Origin of the sequence: Ureibacillus sp. FSL K6-0165 (genome assembly GCF_038004285.1) — a bacterium.
In the GTDB taxonomy this organism is placed as follows: Bacteria; Bacillota; Bacilli; order Bacillales_A; family Planococcaceae; genus Ureibacillus; species Ureibacillus thermosphaericus.
This window is the reverse complement of record NZ_JBBOQS010000001.1, coordinates 821,750-840,065: the sequence shown is the minus strand read 5'-3', so window position 1 is coordinate 840,065 and position 18,316 is coordinate 821,750. Positions and strand designations below refer to the sequence as shown.

Sequence of the window (18,316 nt, the reverse complement as noted above, 5' to 3'; positions counted from 1 at the left end):
AAAGGAAGGGACGATATGAATAAAGTCTGCGTTATCATTCCCGCCTTGAATCCAACTCATGATTTAATCGATTATATATACGATTTAAAAAGTCATAATGTTTCACAGATTGTCGTAATTAACGATGGAAGTATGACTAGTTGCAATGCAATATTTCATCAAATTGGATTAATACAAAATTGCACCGTGCTGACTCATGAAAAAAATAAGGGCAAAGGTCGTGCATTAAAAACCGCATTTCAATACGTTTTGAAGCACTGTCATGTGGACGGGGTGATAACGGCTGACGCAGATGGTCAACATTCCATTGAAGATGTCATCAACATTGCTGAATTACTCAGTGATGTTCAAGATGCCATTCTTCTTGGCGTCCGAAATTTTGACCAAAAAAATGTCCCGATTAGAAGTTATATTGGAAATAAAATTACTAGTTATTTATTTACAGCATTATTTCAAATTCATCTTCAAGATACGCAAACAGGCCTTCGTGGCATTCCTATAAAAATACTTCCTTCACTCCTTGCTTTAGAAGGAGAACGTTACGAATATGAAATGAACATGTTAATTGCTGCCGCCAAAAAGAAAATTCCTATCAAGCAAATCCCTATTCAAACTATATACATCAACAAAAATAGAAGCTCTTATTATCACCCTATAAAAGATTCTTTAAAAATTTTTACAATGATTATTTCTGGAATTTTTGCAAATAAGAAGCTGGATGAAGGTGAAGAACATGGTATCTAATTTTTACGGTAAGTTCTTCCTAATCTCTCAATGGATTATTCGTCAAATATACCCTACCTATAAAGTAGAAATTCCTGAAAATACTCAAGAGCCTGTTGTTTATATTTCACACCATCAAAATCTTTTTAATCCATTTATTATATATTTATGGTTTCCGAAAAGTTTGCGAACTTGGATTTTACATGTTTTTTTAGACCGTAAATCATGCTATCAACAATATGTGGACTACACATTTACAAAAAGAATGGGAATGAATAAAACAATCGCAAAACTATGTGCATATCCCCTTTCATTTATTATTTCTAACCTGTTGAAATCCGGCAAAGGCATTCCTGTGTATAGAGGATCCAGAAAAATAGTAAATACGTTTCAACTTTCTGTGGAAGCGTTGAAAAGAGGCGAAAGCATCGTCATTTATCCAACGATTGACTACACGAATACTTCCAACGAAACAAAGGCAATGTATGAAGGATACCTATATATTGAAAAATATTATTTTAAAGAAACTGGCCAACACGTTCGTTTTGTACCTTTACACGTAAGCAAAAAAAATCGACTGATTATTGCTGATGAGCCAATTTCATTTCAAGAAAATGAACATTTTTCAGAGGGTCAAAAAAGAATCGAACATTATATTCAAAACAAATTATATGAATTAGCCAAAAAGTGTGGGGATATAGAATAAAATACATAAAATAAATCACTAGCGTCGCATTAAAATAATTTAACACCTTCAAATAAACCGAATTTTCTGAAATATAATCTAAACACAAAAAAATCCTTTATAATGGTTGGGTGGTAGTAAACCATCCAAATCCAATACAAAGGACAAAACCATGGATAAGTTTACACGAAAAACATCATTTGAACAATGGTTTTCACCGATTAATCGTCCATTATTTGACGACCTAGTGAAAACACATCAATTAAATCACTATACCAAGAAGCTTTATATGGCTTCATTTATGAAACTGCTTTTGTATGCCCAACTCCATGAAACCGAGAGTTTACGGGCGTTGAGTGACGCTGTCTTTTTAGAAGAATTACAACGAGCAACGGGATTGGAATCGATTAGTTTTTCACAGTTAGGGAGACGAATCAATACCATCCCAACTGAGTTCTTTCAAACGATTTTTCTCGATTTAGTGGCACAAATTCATCGGAAAACCAATTTCCAAACAAGAAGAAAAGTGACAACGCCTTTGAAAATCATTGATTCGAGTACATTACCGCTTAATTTGACCAATCATAAGTGGGCAGAGTTTCGAAAAACAAAATCAGGAGTAAAGCTTCACTTACGACTTGTTTTTATGGAAAAAGGACTCTCCTATCCAGATAAAGCCGTACTCACGAATGCCAACGAACATGATCGTGGTCAACTAGAAGTATTCGTGGATGACAAAGAATGCATGTACGTGTTTGATCGTGGTTACTTGGATTATGGGCGCTTTGATCAAATGACGGAAGATGGCTATTTCTTTGTGACCCGTTTGCGTAAAAACGCTGTTGTCCGAGTGTTAGAATCCTTTTCGTTACCAGAAGATTCACCCGTATTCTCTGATGAAATGGTTGTCATTGGAACACCACAAAATCGTTCTGAAAACGTGTTTCGCTTACTCAAATTGCATGATACAAAAGGAAATGAGCTTCATTTACTGACAAATCGGTTTGACATTGACGCAGATGAAATTGCAGAAATCTACCAATCACGTTGGGCAATCGAACTTTTTTTCAAATGGATGAAACAACATCTGAACATTAAAAAGTTTTTTGGTCACAGTGAACAAGCTGTACATAATCAAGTGTACGTAGCCATGATAGTGTACTGTCTGAATGTTTTAGCTCAGCTGAACACGAATAGCGAACGCAGTTACTTACAAATTAGTCGCTATTTGAAGGCTTCTTTGTGGAAATCCGCTCACATTTGGTTACGAAAAATCGAAGGAAACGGCGTCCCATAAAGGTTTGCCAGTCGTTGTTGCACAAGTCATAGGTTTATAGTAAAAAAATGGATGTTTACTACCCTCGCTTAGGTGTTTTCGTTTTTTCTCTAAAGTCCAGAAAAAATAAAACTGAAAATTCAGACACCATTTATGCGACGGTAGTGAAAATAAATATTCTTTTCAAATAGCTCTTTAAGGAAGGCTATAAATTCGAAAAAGCCGTAAACATTTTACAATCGTAAAATGTCTGCGGCTATTTTTTCGAATGAAACGAATTGCGATTAGCCCTCAATCGGTTTCATGCAAGTTAATCACAACTACTAATGACTTAAAGCTTCACTTAATTTTCCTGTAATATTTTCAATGTCTACTTCAAATACTTCAGTTTTTGGCAAAGCAGGATAACCACCTTTTTCAAATTGCCAATGTGGATCGCCATATTTTTTCCAAAGGCAATCATAAAACCATTCTTTCTTTTGTTCATCTTCAATTCGATGAATCTTCCCAAATAATACGACGCTTGTATAAGCTAAAGCCGATTGACAAGCGTATTTCTTTCCAGGAACGATAGCTCCCATTTCACAAACTTCAATACTTACCCTCGGATTCTTTTTAACATTTTCCCAAAAATGACTTTCTCTTAAATTGCCAATATGCAAATACAATTTTTTCCCTTCTTCGTAAACGAAAACAAATGGAATGACATATGGATAGCCGTCTTCTCCAACTGTTGCAACATGAGCAACTTTCGCTTCCCGTAAAAAAGATAATGCATCATCAACTGAAATTTCTCTTTTCTTATTGTTTAAAATTCCTCTCACTTCTCCCAACTCCTTTCTATAAATATATATTCTAAACACTTCTTTAAATCCCTTTTAAAATAACAAAATTTTTATCATGATAAAACGTAGTGAATCAATTCCATTAAAATTCCATTTTCCAAATATATTTCAATATCCAAAAAAGTATAATATTATGGTACTATGAACTATAGGAAAGATTTTAGGGGGGAATAAAAATGGGTAGCAAAGCATTGAATACAAATGCCAAAATTACACCTGAACGCGTAGATGAAGCATTAGACATTCGTGACCGTTTAATTATCGAATTGTTAGTAAGCGTACTTGACGAAAAACAAGTTATTGAACGCCATATTTTAAAAGAGCGCCTTGCTAACTTAATTCAACTTTCCGATCACGATGATGAATTAAAAGAAACAATACATGCGCTTGTGAACAAGCTATAAAAAGGAAAAGGAGACGTCAAATTGGAACGCCTCCTTTTTTCTTTACTATTTTTCTTCATACAATTGCACAATTTTATTTAATTTTTCTTTTAAAATATCCATGTGCACAAATCTTGCTTCTCGAATAGATTCTTTTCCTTCTACAAAAAACAGTAGTACAGGCACTGTAAATATCGAAAAGCGTCCAGCTGTTTCCTCCACTTCATCTACTTTTATATACCCAAAAGCGATTCTAGGATAATTTTTTAACATTTCCTCTACCCGAGGAAGTAGTGCATGACAACCCCCGCAATTCATTCGTGAAAAGTAAAGAAAAGTGAGTGGGTTTCTTTCAATAAAAGAATTAATTTCATCCAACGTAGATAGCTCAATCATAATCTCACCAATTGTTAATAATATTTCTTGGCCAAGCATATCATTTTCCAAGAAACAGTGGAAGGATGACGAATTGGAAAGTGCACTTCTTTATATGGTGTTATTAAGATATTTATCTGGAAGTATCGAATTATCAATTGCCACACTGATGTGGAGGTCCAATGATTTAGAAAAAGCATTGATGCTCAATTCAATGTTAGCGTTAGTTGGTCCAACTATCTTAATAGTGACAACTGGAATAGGAATTAGCGGACTTTCTGAAAAAATTTCTTTCTTAAAAATGCTTTGTCTATTTTCAGGCATCGTGCTCATTATTATCGGCATGAAAATGAAATAATTCAGGATATTATCTGAACCAGCCTTTTCTTTTAAACCACAAGAGCATCGATATTCCAATGAGAAACATGATAAAAAGAATTACAAAATAACCATATTTCCAAGATAATTCAGGAATGTTTTTGAAGTTCATCCCATAAATACCTGCAATAAATGTTAATGGGGCAAAAATAGATGTAATAATTGTCAGTAGTTTCATGACATTATTGGTTTGATGTGCATTTAAGGAAATATAACTGTCACGAATATCTGCCGTTACTTCTCGATTAGACATGACCATTTCGGATAATTTTAATAGATGGTCATGAATATTTGAAAAGTATTCTCTTCTCTCGTCAATTTGATTTAAATTCAAATGATGAGAGTTTAACATGCGATATAATAAATCCCTCATAGGATTGACAGAATGCAACAACTGTAAAAGCATATTTCTAGCTTCCATCAAGCTATTCATCGGTTGAATGCCTGTTTGTATAATAATTTTCTCAAGTTCATCTTCTATTTTATAGATAATGGGAAAATAATTATCGACAATTTTATCTAATAATTCATAAAATACATAATACGGATCCCATTGTTCGATTGAAGTTTGAGCAAGCAATTCACTCCATACTTTTGTAACTTCTACAGAAGGATGTTTGTGAAAGGTAACAATAAACGATTCTCCTACAAAAAAATCTAGCTCCTCTTTAATTAGTCTACCGTTTTCTTCACGAACTGTATGAGTAACGAAAAAGGTGTAATGATTAAAATAATCTAATTTCGGCCTTTGAAGATCTTGTACACAGTCTTCTATTGCTAAAGGATGAAAGTGGAAGGTATTTGATAAATGCTTCATTTCTTCTTCTGTCGGTTCGCTAAAATCTACCCAAAACCATTTATAACTGGTAATGTCAATATTATTTATTGAAACTCCTTTTTCTAAATGGTTATCTTTTGTAATGCCTATATAGTAAATCATGAAATGCTCCTTTTCTTTCGAAATTCCGATGAGCAATTTCTAATTATCTTGCTGTTCTTCATTATTTCCTTTTAACCGATCCTCTTGTTTCCAAGGTGGATCCATCACAATATGAATTTTCTCATTAATTTTGTACACAGTAAAAGGAACTAAAAATGCGAAAACTGTGCAAACAATTGCATATGTTGTAGGTAAATGCTCGATAATAAATTTCATGTGCATCACCTCATTTAGATGTTGTTTTATTAATGCTTCCTGGTTCCACGATTACGATCTTCACTTCACAATCGATATCACTTTTTGAGAAATAATTTTTCCCATTATCCCATTCATCTTGTACTTCCTTCCATATTTTTGGATAATAACGGTTTAAATACTCCCCCAATCCCATGGCATCTGTTTGAAAATCATTTTGCAGTTTATTAATTGTATTCTTAACCATTTCTTCAATTTTCTCGCTCGTTTTTTTATAAAACTTATTTAACACTTCATATTCCTTTAAATTTTCCCAACCAGATTGGTCTGCAATTGCTCCCTTAATTTGAATTTTGATAGAGAATTGTAAGTTATTTGGATCATTATTGGTTAGAGTAATTTTTCTTTTTATCGTAAGAATTTCAATCGTCATTGGCCCACCATCGATTTCTGTATTAATGGAACCATTATTTTTTAAACCTCTAATATAACTTAACGCTTTCGCATCATCTCCTTTCAATACTCCTACCATCCGCTCTTCTTTACCGTTATAAATAGCTATTCCTTCATAATCAATGACTGTGGAACTAATTTTTTTTAGGTATGGTAAAGGGAAACTTGTCTCTTCATATAGTTTTTCATCGATATCTCCAATTCTCACCAAATCAGTAACATCCAATCTTTTTTTATTTTCTAATAAATTTTTTATATATTCTGCTGGTATTTTTTCATGTTCCGCTTCAACATATAGTAAGTCTTCCGCTAACCCATTTGTAATCGCTAACTTAATGCCTCTACGCATGCGTTTTTCACGAAAAAAAATATCAAAATGTTCTTTAAAACGCCCTGGTTGTTTCATGATATCTTCAGAAAATAGAATCACACCTAAATGGGTAGAATCTATTGAACGACTTGCCTGTTTTGCTAAATCTAAATTAATTTCATAAATGGTCTTTCCTGTGCTCGAAAGGTTCCGATAGGTTCTCGCGCCTCCTCCAGCATTTGGAGCAACGGTTGCCATATTTTCAGGAACAACAAGTTGTTGGGTTAATTTGACTTCAGTTTTGTCTGCTGCATCTATAGCCATTCCAAATATAAAAGCTCTTTCTTCAATTTCAATTTGATCCCAGCAAGCTGCCAAAATTAAAGTACACATCATCAAAATTAGCATCGCATTCAATTTATTCACTTGAATTCCCACCTTTAATCTTGAATGCAATCCCTAAAAGTATGGTAACTAATAGAAAATATATAATTGTAAAATGGCCAAGGAGGCGATTAAAAGAGACTACATCTAAGTAACTTTTCGGAACCATGCTTGTAAAATATATAATTGGTGACAACATGATTACTGCATTTATCTTTTTGAAATTTCTAAAAACCATTCTAAGTGTCATGACTGTCACATCTAAAGCCATCGTAGCTGTCGTAAAAAAAATGATTGTCCAAAACAAAAAAAGAAACGCATCAAACCGCTCAAAAAAACCTCCAGGAATTTCAACCGTTCTTGACAAATCGAAGGTCGGAAAGAACATATTCCTCATCGTCGTATTTCCAAAAACCCCAACACATACAAGGTAAATAACCAAATTGAAACCCATTGTTACCAATACTCCATAAGCAGTCATTTTGGGCGTATTTCGCGGATTTTTTACAAGTCCAATATAAAAAAAGACAATTGCAAATCCTAACATATTAACGACGCTAAAATATGTCCCTTTCAAATACCCCTCAAAGTCCGTTTGAAATAACGGAAGAAATCCTTCCCAATCTATTAACCCTATCGGAAGAAAAATTACTAAAAATAATCCAACTACTAAAATCGGAAAAAATAACACGTTTAAACGGAAAATACCGGCCTGAGAACCAGATACCGCATAAATAACAACGAACAAAAATGTTAATGAAATAATTTCTTGAGGCGTATGGTCAAACAAATATTGGTGTGAAAGGGCCGCTAATTCTCTAACATAAAAAACTGTTGTCATAAAAAATTGTAATGAAAATATTAATGTCATCACGATTGCAACAGGTTTCGATAGTAAATAAGACGTATAAGTTAAAAACGATTGATTCGGAAAGGATGAAGCAATTTTTGCAATAAACCATCCACAAAGACTCGCTATGATGCCGCCAAGTAAGACAGTTATCCAACCATCGGAAGAATTTGTTACTTCTGCAACTACTCTCGGAGAAGTTAACGTTAATACTCCAATAATATTTGTAATCACTGTTATTAAAATATCTCTATCACTAACAATTCCTTGATAATCAGGCGACCGATTCATTGTCGTTGACCCCCACTATTTACTTTTTGATCATCTATTGGCTCTAAATAGGGTGGGCGCTTTTTAAGCGTCATAATTGGCGCGCGAATAAAGGTGTTTTTCAAAGCGTCTATGAAATAAGGGGCAAATGGACCAGAGTAAGGTGTACCCATACTTTTTAAATTAACAATATGAATACAAATCATAATAAGCACTAAGATAATCCCATATAACCCAAATATGGATGCCGCGATGACAAAAATGAATCTCAAAATACGTAAAACAATGGACATGCTATAATTCGGTATAGTAAACGAACTCATAGCAGTTAGAGAAGTAACAATTACTAATGCGGGACCCACGATTCCTGCACTTACTGCAACATCTCCAATCACAATACCTCCAACAATACCTACTGTTTGACCTATTACTTTTGGAAGCCGTATACTCGCTTCTTGCAAGATTTCAAAAGTTACCGCCATTAATAGAACTTCTACAATCGCTGGAAACGGTCCCCCTTCTCTAGTGGCTGCAATCGAGATTGTTAATTGTGTTGGCAGCATCCCAGGATGGAAGGAGGTTAATGCAACATATAAACCAGGTAAAAATAATGCAATAAACATTGAAAAATATCTTAACAATCTCATCGATGTAGCAATAATCCATCTTTGACTAAAATCTTCAATCGTTAAAAAGGCATCAACAAATGAAATAGGAGCAATCAAAGCAAAAGGACTTCCATCGACTAGTATGGCAACTTTTCCTTGCATAAGATTGTAAGACACTCGATCAGGTCTTTCCGTATCCAGTAATTGCGGAAATGGAGATAGAAAGCTATCTTCAATCCATTGTTCGATAACTCCAGAATCTGGTGCAAAGTCTATATCAATTGTTTTAAGTCTTCGATTGACCTCATCTAAAATGTCTGGGTTAACGATTCCTTCCACATAACAAACGGCAATTTTTTGCTTAGAACGCCTTCCAACTTCATGCATTTTAAAACGTAAGTTAGGGTCCTTTAATTCTCGCCTGATTAATGTTAAATTTGTTTCAATACTTTCAATAAAAGCTAAGCGTGGCCCTCGAATAAGCGCCTCCGACTGCGGTTCATCAAGGGCACGTTTCTCGGAACCGGCAGTCCCCATATCTAGAGCCGTCATTTTTCCATCTATTAAAAAAATGGATCTCCCTGATAACAGTGCGTGTACCACTTGTTCAAGGGTATTAACTCTTTTTGTTTCTGTAACAGCGATAATTTCTTGATAAATTTGATCAAGTATGTCCCCATTAAATTCATTTGTTTTCCTCTGAAGAGTTTTTAAAATATTGTCATTTATAATATTTGTGTTTGATAATCCACTGAGATATAAAATACTACAATGAATTTTTTGTTTTTTTTGTTTGGCTTTTTCTAAAGGTCGTTCATCTATAATGTTTAGTTGATTTATCTTGCTATCATTATTCTCTGGATCGCTTAAAGTTTGAATAGGCAAGTTCCCGTCATCATGTCCACTTCGACTGCTCGGACAATCTCCTTGTTCATTTTCATGATTGTCGTTAAAAGTTTCTAGCGTTAATTCACGAATCACTAAATCATCCGGATTCCCTAATAACCTTCTAATGAATTCAATATTATTATTCATTTTTTTATATATGGGCACGTGTATTTCCATTGATACATTCTGGTTGTTGGTTTGTGTTGCATTTGAATTCGCATTGCCGTTTTGTTTAAGAGATGGACTTTGGTTTTGTGATGTTTTTTGGTTCTGCGATTGAACATTGTCTTGAGACTGGTTATGGTTTTGTGTTTGAGTTTGGTTTTGTAACTGATGATTTTTTAGATGGCATTGGCACTGAATACTTTGTTGAAACTGTATATTTTGATTTGATTGAATACTGCTTTGAGTATGTTGATAATCTTGACTATGTTGCGATCCAACATTTTCATTATTTAAATTGTTTCGTGTTCCTTGTATATGTTGAGCCTTTTGATTTTGCTGAAACTGAGGGTTACATTGACACTGTTGCACATTTATTTCTTGTTGAATACCATTTATGTCATTTTGTGTATGTTGAGTATTTATGCTATTTTGATGCTTGTTTGTTGAATTTTTTCTAGGCACTTTTCGATAAAATCGTCTCATACATATACTCCCACTAATAGCATTTACCATTAATGTGGTTCATTTATTTGTTTTTATACCATCTACTGTTACCTTTATTAATTTTTTGCATGAATAAAAAGACTGCTCAAAGCATGTATCACTTTGAACAGTCTCCCAATTAACCATTTGTTTGCTTAACTTTTCACTTCATTTCCAACATTCAGATTAAACTTCTCTCGATATTTCTCCAACCCTTTACTAAATTGTGATGCCAATACTTGTTGGAACAGCATACCAAATACAACGGGAAGCACTACTCTTGATGGAAAATATGTACTGGCCACAACAACACCAACCGCTATGTTGCGCATTCCTCCTGTAAAAACAAAAGTTGTAATCAAATCGATTCTTCTCCATAAAAAATGTCCAATAATCAGACAAAAGGTATAGCCGGATAAAGATACAACTAAAACTAATAGAATAATTCCAACTATATCCCATGAGATATTTTTTAAATAGGGTGCAATGACACTACTATTGATAAACACGATGAGGAATATACTGACTTTCTGAAAAGGAGCGAAAGTTCGGGATAATTTTTTGACAAATTCACTTTTCCCCAACTCATTCATCAACATGCCAAGCATGGATGGAAATGCAATCATCCAAAGTAAATCGATCATGATAGACGTGGTGTCAATCGCTACTATTTGTCCCGCAGCCAATTTAGCTATGAGCGGTATGATGAGGGGAGAAAGTATTGTATCAATTAATATAATGGATAAGCCAAGTGGAATATTTCCTTTACAAATGCTAATCCAAATAAAACTTGTCACACCTGTTGGAACTGCTACTGACAAAATAAAACCAACCGTTAATAAATGATCATTCATTATTAGCGCTGACAATACGTAAGCCCAAAACGGCATCAATACATGTAAAAACAAAATCGTAATGAAAATGAACTTTGGATATTTTTTTAAACTTTTTAATCCTTCAAAGTTGATGCTAAGACTCCCAGCAAAAGTCATAAAAGCAAATATCCAAGGAACTAGGAAAAGCAAATGCCCACCGACTTTTTCAAATATCACCCCTATAATTAGACTTAATGGCGTCAAAATAGGCATTAACTTTTGCAAGTATGCGTTAAAACGGTGTAACATTTAGCAAAGCCTTCTTTCATTAGATGTCTTTATATTTTATCAAATTTTAAATAAGGGAAATTCCTGTTTCAAATAAATTCATACCGCCTGAACTTCTTATGCTGAAAATGAAAAAGCAGTACAAATCATGATTTGTACTACTATTGATTGAAATGCCCATGCATAAATCGCTTATTTTCTTCAATTGTTTCTATAAATTTTTCCATACTTGATGTTAAATACGAATCAGCCCTTCTTATAAAAACTGTTTTTACTTTACTATATTTTTCAGGTAAATTATAACAGCGAATTTCTCCGCTTTGTTCTAAATGAGCAACGGCGGATTTCGGTACGAATGAAACACCAAGCCCCATAGCTACACTTCGTAAAATCGTTTCCAGGGTTCCAAATTCCATGATTTTTTGTGGTGTGATGTTCTGATCCTTGTACCACTGTTCTAGACGTGCACGATATCCACAACCATTGCTAAAACATAAGATTGGTTCATCTTTTAATTCTTCCATCATCAGTTCCCGATTATCTGAAATTAATACTAACTCTTCATCAAATACATCATACGTCTCCAATTCAGGATGAAAATCCGACTTCGTGACAAATGCCCCATCCAATTTATGATTTAATACTTCTTCTTCTAAACTGTCCGTTACCCCTGTAAAAAGAGATAACTCCACATTTTTATATTTCTTTATATAATAAGAAAGTATTACGGGTAAATGATAAACTGTTTCGACTGTACCAATCTCTAACTTTCCAGAAGGTTCGTCATGATTTTGGACAGCCTTTTTCATTTCAGCTGTTAACCTTAATATTTTTTCACTGTAAGATAATAGTTTTTTTCCTTCCGGTGTTAAGGTCATCCCTCGACGATGACGATGAAATAAGGGGGTATTCAGGTCCGCCTCAAGTTTTTGTATACGAGATGTAATGTTCGATTGAACATAATTTAATTCCTTTGCTACTTCGGTAACTGTCCCTTTCTCCGCCACTAACTGGAAAATCTCCAAATCCTTTAATTCCACTTTTAAACCTCCTAGAAATTCCTATTAACTATTATACTATCAAAAATAATGATAATAATCTTCCTTTTCACGCAATATTTTTGATGTTAATTAAAGGCGATTTTTTGAAAGGCAAATTATTCATATTGCAAATAAAAAATGATCATCGAATTGATGATCATTTTACAAACAGTATATTAAATTTACTTATCCCGCCCGATGCTCTCTATAGATTAACAGTTTTTTCATATAATTCTCTTGCTTGATTAGCAACCTTTAAAGTATATTGATTGATATTATCTATGGTTTCAACGAGAGTTTCTAAGTCATTACCAACCGTTTCAATCTGCTTTTTATTTTCTTGCAGTGCATTTTCAATTTGATTAAATGTCTTTTTCACTTTTATTCCACTTTCTAACCCGGTTGTTACCGTTTCTCGAATAGTCCGAGTTGTAGAAACTGTATTTTCCGTAATTTTAGATGTATTTTCTATAATCTCAGTAATTTGTTTTACTGATTCTTTAGACTGGTTCGCTAATTTTCGTACTTCTTCTGCTACAACCGCAAAACCTTTTCCGTGTTCTCCAGCTCTTGCAGCCTCAATTGCTGCATTTAACGCTAAAAGATTTGTTTGGTCAGCAATTTGGGTAACGATGGATATAATGTTATTGATTTTTTCAGAAGATTTTTGTTGTTCTAAAACAAGATCTTCCATTTCTTTTGTTCTCTCTGAAATGGATACGATTTTTTCCTCCAAATGTTCCATTAAAATATTTCCACCGCTAGTATTCTTCTCCATTTCTTTTACTTGACCAATATAACTTTTAGTATCGTTTTTAATTTCTAATGAATAATCGATAATTTCTTTGATGGAATTTGTTGTCTCCTCTGACAATTGCGCTAAATTTTTCATAATGAGGGAAAGATTATTTTTTAATTCATCTTTCACTTGATTATGCTGTAATTCGATATATTGTTTTTTCTCTTTTTCATACTCTTCTAAAACTATTTGTGTTTCAAAATTTATAAGTTTTATACTTAGAACTGTTGCTTTTTCGATACTTTCTTTTGACCAATTACTTCGATTGATAATGTTAATAATTGAATTTAAGATATTTTGAAAGGCCCCGATATACCATTTCGGCAATAAGCCAATTTTTAAATGCACTTGGGCAATGCGCATTCTTTTCTGAATAAATTCTTCATTTATTTTTCCAGAAAACATTTCTAATATATGTACACTAAGGGTCTTTTTCAATCGTTCCACTGTACTATGTTGATTAATAATACTCTTTAGTTGTGGAATGGAGCTTAATGCATCATAGAAAGTGTCTACTATTTCTTCAATTGATTTTTCAATGTATGGTTTAATACAAGTTAATAAGTTTAAATCTTCTTCTGTTAAATGAATCAATTTTAATTGTGCATAAACGTCTGAATCTCTACTAATTTCCAGTAAATTTTCCTGTTGGCTGTTCACTCCAATCCATTTAGGCTCTTCGTAATTAGGATTTTTACTGATTCTTCTAAAAATGGCCAACTCTACCCCTCCTTTTTAACCAATTGACACTACAACGCACCATTATATATTCCCCATTCCCCTTATAACAAACAGGAAGATAACTTGAATATAAATTACTTTTTTCTTATTATCATACTATCATTTTTTTATAAATCATGTCTTTATAATCGAAATATCCATAGAAAAATTTATCAAAAACAAAAATATAGACAATATTAACTATTATTTTAAAACATTCACAATAGTTTTTGTTAATTTTAGGAATAATAGTAATGAAATGTTTGTGACAATTTATCTATCCAACAGAACATTCCGACTATTATTTCTCATGTACTTTCTAAAACGAATATTTATTTTAAAAAAGCTTCTTGTTTAGAAACCCGAATCATTTCGTTTGGAAAATATCGCTTAAAATATTCCGCCACTTTTATATGTAAATCTTGTTTGTACCATTCTGAAAAATGATTTTCTACAAAAAGATCTGGCATTTTTAATCGCAACGAACGTTTCCCGTCCGCACCGTCGCCAATTGTTAATGTATCAATCCAAATATAATCCACTTTATCTTTTAACCTTTTTGGGAATTCATGAGTAAATGGTAATACAGGGGAGACGGCAGCTTGTGTTGTAATATTAGCATCATGCAATTTTTTTAGAACCTCTAATCTCTTGTTAATACTTGGGGCATAAGGAGCAAAAATTTGTTTCACATCCTCTCGATCAGTTTCAATTGTCAGTGAAACAATCAGCTTACATTTTTCTTTCAGTTCAACAAGTAAATCTTTATCTCTTTCTATTAAAGTACCTCTCGTTTGAATGACCAATACATCAGGTGGGTATTCCAGCATCTCTTCCAATACTCCCCTTGTAATTTGAACTTTCCTTTCTAAGGGTTGATAAGGATCTGTTGCAGAGGACATATAAATATTTACTGGTTGTTGTTTTCGACGAAGGCTTTTCATCTCTTTTCGATAATTTTCCCTTGCATTCTTTTTTATATCAATCCATTGTCCCCATGGAATCCCTTTAAACCTTTGGATTGGCAATTCTCGAACATAACAATACCGGCAAGCGAAAGCACAACCACTATAGGGATTTAAAGAATGAGTAAAACCGATATCTAAATATCCCGTCGCTTCAGTTAAAATCTTTTTTGAGTTTATTTCTTTTAATTGGATAGCCATTATCGTCTACTCCTTCCGTAAACTTTCAAACGACGTAATGTTACTGTTATTCTGCGAATTGCTCAAAAAATCAATGAAGGAGGGCACATTCAGTGTAGCCATTCTTCTTCTGGCCCATATTCTTAGACAGTCTAAAGCTTTACAAATGACAATTGATATAGGAAAATAATTTCCAACATACATCGTTAAATAAAATGTTATAACGATGAAAAAATCGAAAGAACTTAGGATTATCCTAATCTCTTTCGATTGAATACTGCGAATTGATTATACCTTTAATAATCCACGAAATCCTCTTGAGCTGTAATAAGAATCTGCTCCGTTGTGGTAAACAAAAACGTGGCCATAGCGATAATCACAAAATAAAGCTCCACCCCGTTCTCGGATATCTGCCGGCGTCTTTATCCAACTGGAAGTTTTTGTATCAAACGGCTCTAACTTTTGCAGTTCTCGATATTGTTCTTCCGTTAGTATTTCAATTCCCATTTCTTTTGCCATATCCATGGCGCTATTTTCTGGTTTATGCTTTTTCCTAGCTTCTAATGCCTCTCGATCGTAGCACAAGCTTCTGCGTCCTTTAGGACTTTCTTTCGAACAATCACAAAAAAGATATTCTCCTGTCTTCTCATCAAACCCGATGACATCTGGTTCGCCCTCCGTTTTTTCCATTTCATGTAACGACCATAGCTTCATAGGATTTGCTTCAAGCTTTTGTTGAATTTGATTCCAGTCAAGCCCTTCATGGCGATGCATATTTTTTTCAAACCGTTCTTTCAATACGTTAAACAATTCTTCTTTTTGCTCCTCGGTTAATTCGCGTTTTTCCATTTAGAACCTCCTCTATATTTCCTCTTTGCAATTCAAAGGTCTCAACAAGCATCATCTTCGTTTTACTTTTCTATTTTACCCCTTTTAAAAGGATATAGTCTGATATCATTTAAAAAAGCAATTGAGATAAAAAAATGCCTCTACAAAATAGTAGAAGCAAAAATTATTCTGACGTTTATCTTTGACTTGGTCTGAATCCTGCTTGTTCAGCTTCTTCTCGACTGCAGAAGTATCGCTCACCTTTTGAAAGATCGATTTTGGTCACATCATAAAATTGTTGACCCGGCATATGGTAAATTTTTTCACCATTTGATGAAATATTTCCTTTGATATTACAATCTCCTGAGGTGTTTAAATTTGGTTGATTATTTGTTTTTTCATTATTCCCCACATGTTCTTCTATTACTTCTTTATGAAATCCATCTTCTTGTGCATAGTTTTCAATGCTCCAAATACCAATCCCTTTCTTTTGAGCCTCTTTTTGAATTTCATAGTATCGGTCTACATATTTTGTATTCGGTACATAGACGTAAGCAACCCTTGCTAGTCCATTTCTTAACAATTCTTCTTGAACACTTTTCCCATCAACATAAACGTAATATAAAAGGCGACCGTATTTATCCCTTTCACTCACATCTTTTTCAAGTTGAACAGTTTTGCCTTCTAACATCTTTTTCGTAAAGGCTTTTGCCTCTTGGCCAAAGGGTTGTTCACCGAGCCGTGGATGGTTTGTTTCCGGTGTATCTACAAGTAAAAATCTTACGGATTCTACTTTTCCATTAATCTTTACTTTAATAGTATCTCCGTCCACAACTGATACGACTTCCGCATCGAATGTTTTAATATCCGCTGGCAGCTCAGAGTTTACCGGAATTTGTTGTTCTTCATTAGGGTTAACATCTGTCGATTTATCCGCTCGATCCTCAATTAGATTATCCTCTAGTTCTTTTTCATCTAAATAATCTGCACCTTCACTGGCACAACCAAATAACATCACGATGGAAAGTAAAACATATAGTAGGAACATTCTTTTTTTCAATGTTGCTCTCTCCTTTGTTGCATTGGCATATACATTTTTCTACAATACTTCATTAGTCACTAGCGTCGCATTAAAATAATTTAACACCTTCAAATAAACCGAATTTTCTGAAATATAATCTAAACACAAAAAAATCCTTTATAATGGTTGGGTGGTAGTAAACCATCCAAATCCAATACAAAGGACAAAACCATGGATAAGTTTACACGAAAAACATCATTTGAACAATGGTTTTCACCGATTAATCGTCCATTATTTGACGACCTAGTGAAAACACATCAATTAAATCACTATACCAAGAAGCTTTATATGGCTTCATTTATGAAACTGCTTTTGTATGCCCAACTCCATGAAACCGAGAGTTTACGGGCGTTGAGTGACGCTGTCTTTTTAGAAGAATTACAACGAGCAACGGGATTGGAATCGATTAGTTTTTCACAGTTAGGGAGACGAATCAATACCATCCCAACTGAGTTCTTTCAAACGATTTTTCTCGATTTAGTGGCACAAATTCATCGGAAAACCAATTTCCAAACAAGAAGAAAAGTGACAACGCCTTTGAAAATCATTGATTCGAGTACATTACCGCTTAATTTGACCAATCATAAGTGGGCAGAGTTTCGAAAAACAAAATCAGGAGTAAAGCTTCACTTACGACTTGTTTTTATGGAAAAAGGACTCTCCTATCCAGATAAAGCCGTACTCACGAATGCCAACGAACATGATCGTGGTCAACTAGAAGTATTCGTGGATGACAAAGAATGCATGTACGTGTTTGATCGTGGTTACTTGGATTATGGGCGCTTTGATCAAATGACGGAAGATGGCTATTTCTTTGTGACCCGTTTGCGTAAAAACGCTGTTGTCCGAGTGTTAGAATCCTTTTCGTTACCAGAAGATTCACCCGTATTCTCTGATGAAATGGTTGTCATTGGAACACCACAAAATCGTTCTGAAAACGTGTTTCGCTTACTCAAATTGCATGATACAAAAGGAAATGAGCTTCATTTACTGACAAATCGGTTTGACATTGACGCAGATGAAATTGCAGAAATCTACCAATCACGTTGGGCAATCGAACTTTTTTTCAAATGGATGAAACAACATCTGAACATTAAAAAGTTTTTTGGTCACAGTGAACAAGCTGTACATAATCAAGTGTACGTAGCCATGATAGTGTACTGTCTGAATGTTTTAGCTCAGCTGAACACGAATAGCGAACGCAGTTACTTACAAATTAGTCGCTATTTGAAGGCTTCTTTGTGGAAATCCGCTCACATTTGGTTACGAAAAATCGAAGGAAACGGCGTCCCATAAAGGTTTGCCAGTCGTTGTTGCACAAGTCATAGGTTATAGTAAAAAAATGGATGTTTACTACCCTCGCTTAGGTGTTTTCGTTTTTTCTCTAAA

Annotated in this window: 19 protein-coding genes; 6 read left to right on the top strand and 13 right to left on the bottom strand. The window is 33.9% G+C overall.

Annotation, left to right across the window (positions count from 1 at the left end; genetic code table 11):
- Window positions 1-15: 15 nt before the first annotated feature.
- The 3 genes from NST00_RS04195 to NST00_RS04185 all read left to right on the top strand — a co-directional run bounded on the left by NST00_RS04195 (window position 16) and on the right by NST00_RS04185 (window position 2,705).
- Window positions 16-744: a glycosyltransferase family 2 protein gene (locus NST00_RS04195; RefSeq protein ID WP_016839060.1), complete on the top strand. Its 729-nt coding sequence runs from the start codon at window positions 16-18 to the stop codon at window positions 742-744.
- Window positions 734-1,429: a lysophospholipid acyltransferase family protein gene (locus tag NST00_RS04190; protein WP_016839059.1), complete on the top strand. Its 696-nt coding sequence runs from the start codon at window positions 734-736 to the stop codon at window positions 1,427-1,429. The genes NST00_RS04195 and NST00_RS04190 overlap by 11 nt, the downstream gene beginning before the upstream one ends.
- Window positions 1,430-1,580: 151 nt before the next feature.
- Complete coding sequence (locus tag NST00_RS04185) at window positions 1,581-2,705, top strand: IS4 family transposase (RefSeq protein WP_339287653.1); 1,125 nt, start codon at window positions 1,581-1,583, stop codon at window positions 2,703-2,705.
- A gap of 302 nt (window positions 2,706-3,007) precedes the next feature.
- Here the strand turns inward: NST00_RS04185 and NST00_RS04180 are convergent, their stop codons facing one another.
- Window positions 3,008-3,508, bottom strand: a complete 501-nt coding sequence (locus tag NST00_RS04180; protein ID WP_016839058.1) for a pyridoxamine 5'-phosphate oxidase family protein — start codon at window positions 3,506-3,508, stop codon at window positions 3,008-3,010.
- Between the two features lie 197 nt (window positions 3,509-3,705).
- Between NST00_RS04180 and NST00_RS04175 the strand changes: the two genes are divergently transcribed.
- Window positions 3,706-3,933 (top strand): phosphate-starvation-inducible protein PsiE, encoded by a 228-nt coding sequence (locus NST00_RS04175; RefSeq protein ID WP_096550153.1) that lies wholly within the window; start codon window positions 3,706-3,708, stop codon window positions 3,931-3,933.
- Window positions 3,934-3,978: 45 nt separating this feature from the next.
- Here the strand turns inward: NST00_RS04175 and NST00_RS04170 are convergent, their stop codons facing one another.
- Window positions 3,979-4,347 carry a thioredoxin family protein gene (locus NST00_RS04170; RefSeq protein ID WP_184656218.1) on the bottom strand — a complete coding sequence of 123 codons (369 nt, stop codon included), beginning with the start codon at window positions 4,345-4,347 and terminating at the stop codon, window positions 3,979-3,981.
- Window positions 4,348-4,381: 34 nt separating this feature from the next.
- Between NST00_RS04170 and NST00_RS04165 the strand changes: the two genes are divergently transcribed.
- A complete protein-coding gene (locus NST00_RS04165; RefSeq protein ID WP_409373609.1) occupies window positions 4,382-4,645 on the top strand; it encodes a YqhV family protein in 264 nt (87 codons plus the stop codon).
- A 9-nt stretch (window positions 4,646-4,654) separates the two neighbouring features.
- Here the strand turns inward: NST00_RS04165 and corA are convergent, their stop codons facing one another.
- The 11 genes from corA to NST00_RS04110 all read right to left on the bottom strand — a co-directional run bounded on the left by corA (window position 4,655) and on the right by NST00_RS04110 (window position 16,906).
- Window positions 4,655-5,605, bottom strand: a complete 951-nt coding sequence (gene corA, locus NST00_RS04160) for a magnesium/cobalt transporter CorA (RefSeq protein ID WP_340709657.1) — start codon at window positions 5,603-5,605, stop codon at window positions 4,655-4,657.
- Between the two features lie 39 nt (window positions 5,606-5,644).
- Window positions 5,645-5,821 carry a hypothetical protein gene (locus tag NST00_RS04155; RefSeq protein ID WP_016839053.1) on the bottom strand — a complete coding sequence of 59 codons (177 nt, stop codon included), beginning with the start codon at window positions 5,819-5,821 and terminating at the stop codon, window positions 5,645-5,647.
- Window positions 5,822-5,831: 10 nt separating this feature from the next.
- Complete coding sequence (locus NST00_RS04150; protein ID WP_340709656.1) at window positions 5,832-6,989, bottom strand: Ger(x)C family spore germination protein; 1,158 nt, start codon at window positions 6,987-6,989, stop codon at window positions 5,832-5,834.
- Window positions 6,982-8,088, bottom strand: a complete 1,107-nt coding sequence (locus NST00_RS04145) for a GerAB/ArcD/ProY family transporter (RefSeq protein ID WP_096550149.1) — start codon at window positions 8,086-8,088, stop codon at window positions 6,982-6,984. The genes NST00_RS04150 and NST00_RS04145 overlap by 8 nt, the downstream gene beginning before the upstream one ends.
- Window positions 8,085-10,211, bottom strand: a complete 2,127-nt coding sequence (locus tag NST00_RS04140; RefSeq protein WP_340709655.1) for a spore germination protein — start codon at window positions 10,209-10,211, stop codon at window positions 8,085-8,087. Before NST00_RS04140 ends, NST00_RS04145 begins: the two co-directional genes overlap by 4 nt.
- 155 nt (window positions 10,212-10,366) lie before the next feature.
- Window positions 10,367-11,335, bottom strand: a complete 969-nt coding sequence (locus tag NST00_RS04135) for a bile acid:sodium symporter family protein (protein WP_016839045.1) — start codon at window positions 11,333-11,335, stop codon at window positions 10,367-10,369.
- A 140-nt stretch (window positions 11,336-11,475) separates the two neighbouring features.
- Window positions 11,476-12,354, bottom strand: a complete 879-nt coding sequence (locus NST00_RS04130) for a LysR family transcriptional regulator (RefSeq protein ID WP_016839043.1) — start codon at window positions 12,352-12,354, stop codon at window positions 11,476-11,478.
- 205 nt (window positions 12,355-12,559) lie between these two features.
- Entirely contained in the window at window positions 12,560-13,873 is a 1,314-nt protein-coding gene (locus NST00_RS04125; protein WP_016839041.1) for a globin-coupled sensor protein, read from the bottom strand.
- Window positions 13,874-14,205: 332 nt separating this feature from the next.
- The gene (locus tag NST00_RS04120) at window positions 14,206-15,039 is read right to left on the bottom strand and encodes an SPL family radical SAM protein (protein ID WP_168412088.1); all 834 of its coding nucleotides are present in this window, start codon (window positions 15,037-15,039) and stop codon (window positions 14,206-14,208) included.
- Window positions 15,040-15,306: 267 nt separating this feature from the next.
- Window positions 15,307-15,867 carry a DUF4256 domain-containing protein gene (locus tag NST00_RS04115; RefSeq protein WP_016839038.1) on the bottom strand — a complete coding sequence of 187 codons (561 nt, stop codon included), beginning with the start codon at window positions 15,865-15,867 and terminating at the stop codon, window positions 15,307-15,309.
- 175 nt (window positions 15,868-16,042) lie between these two features.
- Window positions 16,043-16,906: a thermonuclease family protein gene (locus NST00_RS04110; RefSeq protein WP_016839036.1), complete on the bottom strand. Its 864-nt coding sequence runs from the start codon at window positions 16,904-16,906 to the stop codon at window positions 16,043-16,045.
- A 192-nt stretch (window positions 16,907-17,098) separates the two neighbouring features.
- On the opposite strand from NST00_RS04110, the gene NST00_RS04105 reads away from it, so the two are divergent.
- On the top strand, window positions 17,099-18,223 hold the full coding sequence (locus NST00_RS04105) for an IS4 family transposase (protein WP_339287653.1): 1,125 nt from the start codon (window positions 17,099-17,101) through the stop codon (window positions 18,221-18,223).
- Window positions 18,224-18,316: the final 93 nt, after the last annotated feature.